Here is an 8,046-nt window from a genome sequence, read left to right on the forward strand (position 1 = left end):
GAGTCGTCGTGGCCGTCTTCCCCGGCACGACCGGCGCCGTCGGCACGGCCCCCGCGACGGGCCCCAGCGGCACGACCGGCATCACCGGCACCGGCCCGGACACCGGTGAACTCGGCATCCGCCTGCCGGCCGGACCGGCCATCGCGGCGATCCTGCCGCCGGGTCCCCGCCTACCGGCGCCGGCCGCACAGGTCTGGGCCGCCGACCCCCGGCTGTGGTCATGGGGCGCCTGGCACGCCGGTGAGGTGCGCACCGCGGCGACGGAGCGGGCCGGAGTCGTCGCCGTGGGCCAGTGCCTGGCCGGCCCCGCACGGATGGAGGACGACCTGAGGCGTTCCGCACACGACGGCGACTGGGAGGCACTGACCCGGTGGCCGGGGGCCTACCTGCTGCTGGTGCTGGAACACAACGGCCGCTTCACCGCCTACACCGACCCAGCCGGTCAGTTCCCGCTCTACTACGCACACCGCAACGGTCGTACCGTCGTTTCCACCCGCGCCACCGCCGTGGCCGCCCTGACGGGACGGGAGTCGTCCCCGGACACCCTGGCGCTCGCGGCGCACATCGTCTGCCCCGCAGTGCCGGAACTCGTCGGAACACGGACCGCCTTCACCGACGTGCACCGGCTGGGTCCCGGTGAGGCCCTGCACGTCGACTGCGCCACGAACGCCGTCACCCGGTCCTACGCCGCACCCGGCCCCGACGCCGACGCCTGCATGGAGGACGCCGCGGCCCGGCTGCGCGACTCCCTGCGGCAGGCCGTCACCCTACGCGTGCACGACGCCCCCCGAGTCACCTGCGACTTCAGCGGCGGCCTGGACTCCACCTCGCTGGCCTTCCTCGCCGCGCAGGCGGCGGAAGAACCACTGGACGCCTTCGTCTATCACCATCCGGGAGCCCCGGCGGGCGACCTGGAACACGCCGTGCAGCACGCCCGCGCATCGGCCGCCGTCCGGCTGCACCTGACCGTGGGCGGCGATACGTCACTGCCGTACGCCGCTCTGAGCGCGCGCGGACGCCCGGACCAGCCCGATCCGTCCACCGCGGTCGTCGCCCGGCTCCGCTGCCGCCTGACGCACATCGCGAGCCGAGGGGGCGGCGTCCATGTCACGGGTGAGGGCGGCGACGCCCTGCTGACCGCCCCGCCCTCACACCTCGGCGAGGTGGCCGCAGGCCGGGCGGTGCGCCGTCTCGCGCACGACGCCCTCGCCTTGGGCAGGCTGCGCCGCGTGGCCCCCGCCGGCATCGCCCGCCGGGCCGTGCGGCTGGCCCGTACCCCGATCGACCGGGCGCTGCACGACCTGGCCGCACGGCTGGAGCAGCCGCCGGCGCACCCGCCGCAGTGGCTGGACGCCATCGCCTGGTGGCCGCCGCCCGGCCCCGAGGCTTCGTGGCTGACCCCACGAGCCCGCCGTGACCTGGCCGAACTGGCCGTCGAGCGGGCCGGGCAGGTACGGCGCGAAGGGCCGGGGCCGGGTCCCGGCACGCGCGCAGCACTCGCCGAACTGCACACCTCGGCCGGCCTGCACAGTGACCTGGTCGACGTGGCCCGGCCGTTCGGGGTGTGGCCGCAAGCACCTTTCCTGGACGGGGCCGTCGTCCGGGCGGCGATGAGCCTGCCGACGCCGGCGAAGGCGGACCCCTTCACCGTCAAACCGCTCCTGAGGGCCGCGCTGGCCGGTGCGGTGCCCGACGCCGTGCTGGACCGGCGTACCAAGGGCTCCTACGCGGCCGAGGACTACCGGGGTGTTCGCCGCGCCGCGGCAGATCTGCGTGCGCGGCTGGCCCGCTTGCCGCTCGCCGACCTGGGCGTCATCGAACCCGCACGCGTCGTCGCCGACCTCGACGCCGCCGTGCACGGCTTTGCCGCCCCCTTCTCCGCGCTCAACCGCTTGGTGGGGGTGGACGTCTGGCTGGACGGCCTCGGTACGGCCGGGGAGGCGCCGTGAACCGGCTGCACGTACCCGACTTCGTGCAGGAGAGCCCGGGCGACCACGGAGACGCTGTGCTGCTGGACACCCGCTCGGGGCACTGCTTCGCCATGAACCCCGTGGCGGGACTGCTGTGGCAGGAGTGGCGCCGCAGCCGGGACTTCGAGACGGGCGTCCGCGTGACGGCGCACCACTTTCCGGCGCTGAGCAGGGACCTGATCCGTCACGACGCGCGGCAACTGGCCGACGCCCTCCTCGAGCGCGGTCTGCTCACCGCCTGTCCCGCGGGCGGGCAGCCGGACCCACCCCCCGGCGACAAACCTGTAGCGGCCACCGGGAACGGGCCGGGCGACGGCCCAGGCGCGCCCGGAACCGCTGCCGGCCAGGCACGTCGCCATCCCCTCGCCGACGACGCAAGGAGTGCAGCCGGCACGGCGGAGGTGACCATGGCGGCCGATCCCGGGGCACAGGCGCCCCGTCCGGGCCGCCTGCCCGTCCGCCGCACTCCGCCGCTGGGACTGCTCTGCCTGCTGATCGCCCTGGTGCTGATCCGGCTGCCCTTCCCCGTGCTCCTGCGGGTGGTGCGCTGGACCTCACACCGCTGGTGCCGGCTCGACGCCACCGGGGCCCAGGCCGCGGCGGCTCTGGCAGCGGTACGACAGGCCGCCGCACGCTATCCCGGACGCGCGGCCTGCCTCGAAACCTCCTTGGCCGCGCTCACGCTGCTGGCCCTGCGCAGACGCCGGACGACGTGGTGCATCGGCACGGCCGCCGACCCGTACCGGTTCCACGCCTGGATCGAAACCGAGGCCGGCCCGGTCATGGCCACTGACGAGCAGCGCATCGATGCCTTCCGGCGCATTCTGACGACGTGATTTCTTCGAATCCCGCCCTTTCGGGCCACGAGTGAAGACATTACCGGGCAGTTCCAAGCGCCGTGGCCGAGTCGGCGCGGGAAAGGACTTCACCCCTCACCCTTTCCGCGCTAACCTGGCAAGGCGAAAGGGCGGCCGCCCCGTCGGCAACCGCCCTTCGCGAGGAACGGACAGGTTCCTCAGATGCGCCCCAACAGCGCGTCAACCGGTGTCGCAGCCCCGTGCACCTGCGCCAGCACAAGCCAGAGCACGAGGACGACGACGATGATGACCATCCGCAGCTGCTCCCGCTGCAGGGAAACCGAGCATCGGGTGGTCATCGTCATCTTGACACCCATGATTTGCCACCTCCCTTCCACGGATCACCGCCCCCTTTGCGTAATCCAGTGTTCTCTGCAACCCGGTTGAAAGCAATCGCCCTTCCTGTGGCACTGACGTGCTTACAGGGGCCTTGCGCCAGCAGGTTATCGATACCGATAATTCAAATCGGAGCAACGCCCGGCGCGCCCCCCGCCGGAAACAGAGAAACGAAAGACAAGACGGCCGCAGCGCGTCCCCCGCCTCGAACGACCCCGCAGAGGGCCGACGGGACACCGGCACGGCATACCCACGCCGCGGCGACACCACGCACGGCGGACCCCGGACACACCACAGGCGCCGAATCGAAGACCGAAGGGTCCCTGCTCACCCTCTCGGAGCCCAAAAACAGAGCCGCCCAGTCCGGTCGGCCCCCGCCGAACCCCCTCAAGCGGCCTCCACCCCAAGTTATGTGATTTCCATCACATTTACAGGGGGCGTTCATCACCGGGAACCGCCGCTGTGCCCGCCCGTGAGCCGTGCTGCTGCCAGTTGTGCACCGGGAGAGAACCGGTGCCATGGAGGCAGCCGGGCAGACCGGCGCCCGGTGCCGGATGACGGGTGTCGCCGGTTCGCCGCTCATGTGCCTCGGTTTACAGGGGGAGTTGTCCGCACGAGCGGAGCCATCGGCCCGGTGTGCGTGTGACCTCAGCCGAGGAAGGTGTCCCCGATGCGGGAGCCGGAGGAGACGCCGTACTCGTCGGGGCCGAAGACGCCGACGCTGCTGGTGCTCACGCCGGTGCGGGCGCCCCGCAGTTGCCGTGGCCCCGGCGGGCTGCCCGCCTGAGCACGCGAGGCGTGACAGTGAACGGACTCCTCACCGGCACCGATCGTTGTACCGCGGCGCCCCAACTCCCCAGGCGGCGGGCGGCTGAGGCGTTGGCTTGTTGCGGGACTGTGGTGCCGGCCTGTCGGCAGGTCGCGGTAGCGGGCTGTCGCCGGATGTCCCACTGCCCGCCGTCGTTGACAATCCCACTGGCCCACTCAGCAGGGGGAGTGGGCCATGGTGTGGCCGGTGGTGCCGGGGTCCTGGCCGTAGACGCCGGTCGTCTTCTGGACGCGGCGGGGTGGGTGACGACTGCGCCGTCTGGATCGTCAGGCCCCGTTCGTGACCGTGCGCCGCGACCGCAATGCCTGTCGCTCATCCGGTACTCCGTTGTGCCCGCACTTCCTCGCGCCGGCTGCCGGGCCGCTGGGGCCCCACGACCCGGCCGGTCGCGGTGTCCGAGCAGGGTGAGGCCCGTATCTCGCATGTCGCTGGCGGGCCAGTCACAGAACTGCGCGAATAGTGGCGTCAGCGGGGCGCGGTCGTGACGCTCGCTCCGGCCCGGGGCAGGCCGTTCCGGAGCCGGAGAAAGGCCCCCGCGCCGACGGCGGCGGAGACCTGGAGCTGCTGGGCGATGCCGGCGACCAGCAGGGTCAGGCCGAGGACGACGAGCAGGAGCTTCTCGGGATCGTCGCTGGAGACGAACCGGGAGATGACCCGCCCGAAACGGACCGCGAGAAACAGCACCAAGCCCGCGACGCCGAGGGCGATGGCCAGAGTGAGGCTTCCGGCGGCCAGGCTCACCCCGGCGAGCAGCGCGGTGATGATCGGCAAGAGACCTCGGGGCGCCGCCCCCCCCCGACCGATCGCTCAAGCATCGATGACACACACCTGCTGATCACGGCGTACTTGAGGGGAAGGGCCAAGGGGCCTGAGACGCGGGCGGGCTCCACGTGGGAGACGCGGGTGGTGCGAACGGGCCCGCCCGGTTCTCCATAAGGATGATCACGAGGAGGGCGAAGACGCTGCTGGCCACGATCAGGGCCAGCCCGATCGGGTTGTTCGGGTTGTGGACGTAGCGGCTGGTGCCCCACTTGCTCTTCTTGAAGACGGGTTCGTCGTCGTTCATCGCAACGGGCTCCTCGTCGTGAGGGGGCGTGCGTGGGCACCCCGGTGACGGCCGGACTGCCATTGCAGGTACCAACGGACGAACGGGACCATGGCGCACCAGGCCAACACCTCGGTGCGACGGGAAGGCTGGTCGGCAACTGCCGACGCCTGCCCTGGAGCGCTCATGCCACCGATGTCACCGGCCGAACGGTTCCGACGCGGCTCGCGCGCACTGCTGCGTCGGTTCCACCCTCGCCGAGAACTCCTCGTCATCCACCTCAAAGGCGACCTCGGTGCCGACACGGCCAAGGACACCAGTCGTGTCCTGCGCGCGGCTCCGCGTGAAGAGCCGAAGGCCCTTGAGGTGGCCGTGTCCCGTGTGACGCATCAGTGCGGACGGCGCACTGCCCTTGTTCCTCGCAGCCAGGGGAGCCCGTAGCCAGGGGACCCGGTTCAGGGTTACACACGCCCAGGGGCAGGTGCGGGTGGTGGCCGGCCAGGGAGGCCCAGACCACCATTCCGACGGCGACGAGCAGGAGGCCCCAAGCCTTCGCGACGCGTGTGCTCATGGCGGGCGCCCAGCGCGGCGTCCATCCCCTCAGCGAGGCCACTGCCAGGGGTACGAACACGAGCGTCGACACCACGATCCACAGGACCTGAAACGTCCTGTCACCTTCCGCTACCGAACATCCGAGCTGTCAGGAGACCGGCGAGCACGGCCCACGGGGCGGCCGGCGGTCCGGCTTGCGCCCAGCCCACGGTGCCGAGGACCAGGGCCGTTGCCGCGCCGGTGGCCAGGACCCGCCGTTGCCGGAGGACGGACCACTCGCGTCGAGCGTCCCCGGTTCCCTTATTTCGCGAACGGTGGTGCGAATGACCAGGATGGCGACCACGACAGCCGCGCCGAGGAGCGCGTGTCCCGCGTCCCCCAGGGTCACCTGTCGCTGCCCGCTGACTCCGTCCGGTAGATGTCGGGGATGCCGTCTGCGTCCTCGTCGCGTTCCTCCTCTTCCCACAGGCGCCGGTAGATGCGGTTGCGGCGGCGCAGCAGTACGGCCGCGAGGACGGCGGCGATCAGTGAGCCGACGAGGACGGCCGCCTTGACGTGCTCGCCTTCGGCCGGGTCAGGGAAGGCGAGTTCGCCGATCAGGAGGGCGACGGTGAATCCGATCCCGGCCAGGGTGGCGAGGCCGAGGACGTCGGCCCAGGCGAGTTCGGGGTTGAGCTGGGCTCGGGTGAAGCGGGCGGCGAGGTAGGTGCCGAGGAAGATGCCGAGGATCTTGCCGGCGACGAGGCCGATGACGACGCCGAGGGGCTCCGGGTCGGTGAAGACGTGGCCGAGGGCGCTGCCGGAGATGGCGACGCCGGCGGCGAACAGTGCGAACAACGGGACCGCTACACCGGCGGAGAAGGGGTGGACGAGGTGCGAGACCCGGGCTGCCGGGGACTGCTCCTCGCCCTTGTCGCGGGTTGTGCGCAGGATGAGGCCGATGGCGACGCCGGCGACGGTGGCGTGGACACCGGAGTTGTACATCAGCGCCCAGGTCGCGACGCCGAGCGGCACGTACCACCACCAGCCGCGCACCCGGAAGCGCTGGAGTGCGTAGAAGAGTACGAGCCCGGCGAACGCACCGGCCAGGGCCCAGAAGTTCAGGTCCGAGGTGAAGAAGATCGCGATGATCAGGATGGCGCCGAGGTCGTCGACGACAGCGAGGGTCAGCAGGAACGCCCGCAGGGCGGACGGCAGGTGCGTGCTGATGACAGCAAGTACCGCGAGCGCGAAGGCGATGTCCGTGGCCATCGGGACGGCCCAGCCGTCCAGGCTTCCGCCCCCGGCCGCGGCGGTGAGCGCGTAGAGGGCTGCCGGTACGGCCATGCCGCAAACGGCGGCGATGACCGGCAGGGCGGCCGTGGCAGGGGTGCGCAGTTCACCGACGACGAGCTCGCGTTTCAGCTCGATGCCGGCGACCAGGAAGAAGACCGCGAGGAGCCCGTCGGCCGTCCAGTGCGCGACCGAGAGGTCCAGGCCCAGGGCGGGGATGCCGAAGTGGAAGTCGCGTACGGACTCGTACGCCGCGCTCCACGGGCTGTTGGCCCAGGCGAGCGCGACGACGGCCGCGGCGAGGAGGACCAGGCCGCCGACCGTCTCCGTGCGCAGGGCTTCGGCGACGGCTTGGCGCTCGGGCCAGGGCAGCAGGCCGAAGATCACTTTGCGGGAACGTGACTGCGTCATTGGGGGCGGGCCTCCGGGGCATGTCGACAAATGGGCACACGGGCCCTCGGACGCCGACCAGACTTCCCGGCACACCAGCGTCATCCCTTGACGCGTTGTTCGCACCCTATCGGGCGCACGGGAGCCTCACCAGGCGTCTCTTACCTGCTGGAACAAGGGTGAAGGGCCCTGTCCCCACCAAGGCGCGAGGTGAGGTCAGGGCCCTTCGGGAGCCGGGCCGCCGGGGGCGGTCAGACGGTGGTCTTCACCGGCTCCTGGTCGGTGCCCTCGTCCGTGTCGAGGCCGGCGTCGCGCTTCTTCACGAAGGCGAGGAAGGAGTTCAGCTCCCGCTTGACGACGGGGGCGAGGAGATAGAGGCCGATGATGTTGATGACGGCGAGCATGAAGAGCACCGCGTCGGCCATGTCGATGAGGGTCTGCAGGGTCAGCAGCGAGCCGGCCACCGCGAACAGGGTGTAGAGAACCTTGAAGGTCAGCTCACTGGCCTTGCCGCGGCCGAACAGGTGGGTCCACGCCTTCATGCAGTAGTAGCCCCAGGTGAGCACCGTGGAGATGGCGAACAGCATGACCGCGATGGTCAGGATGTACGGGAACCAGGGCAGGACCGTCGCGAAGGCGTCGGAGGTGATCGTCACGCCGCCGATGGACTCGCCGGCGCGGGCCTCGGCCCAGCTGGCGGGGTTGGCGATGACGATGGTCAGGGCGGTCATGGTGCAGATGACGACCGTGTCGATGAACGGCTCGAGCAGGGCGACCAGGCCCTCGCTGGCGGGG

The 8,046-nt window shown here is 71.3% G+C and carries 6 protein-coding genes and 1 pseudogene; 2 read left to right on the forward strand and 5 right to left on the reverse strand.

Translation table 11 applies throughout. The annotated features are described in order from the left end of the window. Positions 1-8 precede the first annotated feature (8 nt). Together VE614_RS20275 and VE614_RS20280 are read left to right on the forward strand one after the other, a co-directional pair. Complete coding sequence (locus VE614_RS20275; protein ID WP_324938771.1) at positions 9-1,949, forward strand: albusnodin/ikarugamycin family macrolactam cyclase; 1,941 nt, start codon at positions 9-11, stop codon at positions 1,947-1,949. Next, entirely contained in the window at positions 1,946-2,806 is an 861-nt protein-coding gene (locus tag VE614_RS20280) for a lasso peptide biosynthesis B2 protein (protein WP_324938773.1), read from the forward strand. The genes VE614_RS20275 and VE614_RS20280 overlap by 4 nt, the downstream gene beginning before the upstream one ends. A 179-nt stretch (positions 2,807-2,985) precedes the next feature. On the opposite strand, the gene VE614_RS20285 is transcribed toward VE614_RS20280, so the two are convergent. The 5 genes and pseudogenes from VE614_RS20285 to VE614_RS20305 all read right to left on the reverse strand — a co-directional run. Next, positions 2,986-3,144 carry a hypothetical protein gene (locus VE614_RS20285; RefSeq protein ID WP_159072803.1) on the reverse strand — a complete coding sequence of 53 codons (159 nt, stop codon included), beginning with the start codon at positions 3,142-3,144 and terminating at the stop codon, positions 2,986-2,988. 1,382 nt (positions 3,145-4,526) lie between these two features. Then, positions 4,527-4,763 (reverse strand): annotated as a pseudogene (locus tag VE614_RS20290) (cation:proton antiporter); the annotation flags it as partial. A gap of 64 nt (positions 4,764-4,827) precedes the next feature. Then, positions 4,828-5,058, reverse strand: a complete 231-nt coding sequence (locus VE614_RS20295; protein WP_324938780.1) for a hypothetical protein — start codon at positions 5,056-5,058, stop codon at positions 4,828-4,830. Positions 5,059-5,973: 915 nt separating this feature from the next. After that, entirely contained in the window at positions 5,974-7,272 is a 1,299-nt protein-coding gene (nhaA, locus tag VE614_RS20300; protein WP_324938783.1) for a Na+/H+ antiporter NhaA, read from the reverse strand. Between the two features lie 230 nt (positions 7,273-7,502). Further along, positions 7,503-8,046: alanine:cation symporter family protein (locus VE614_RS20305; RefSeq protein WP_324938785.1), on the reverse strand; the 544-nt coding region annotated here is incomplete at its 5' end.

It is taken from the genome of Streptomyces sp., assembly GCF_035645055.1.
GTDB lineage: Bacteria > Actinomycetota > Actinomycetes > Streptomycetales > Streptomycetaceae > Streptomyces.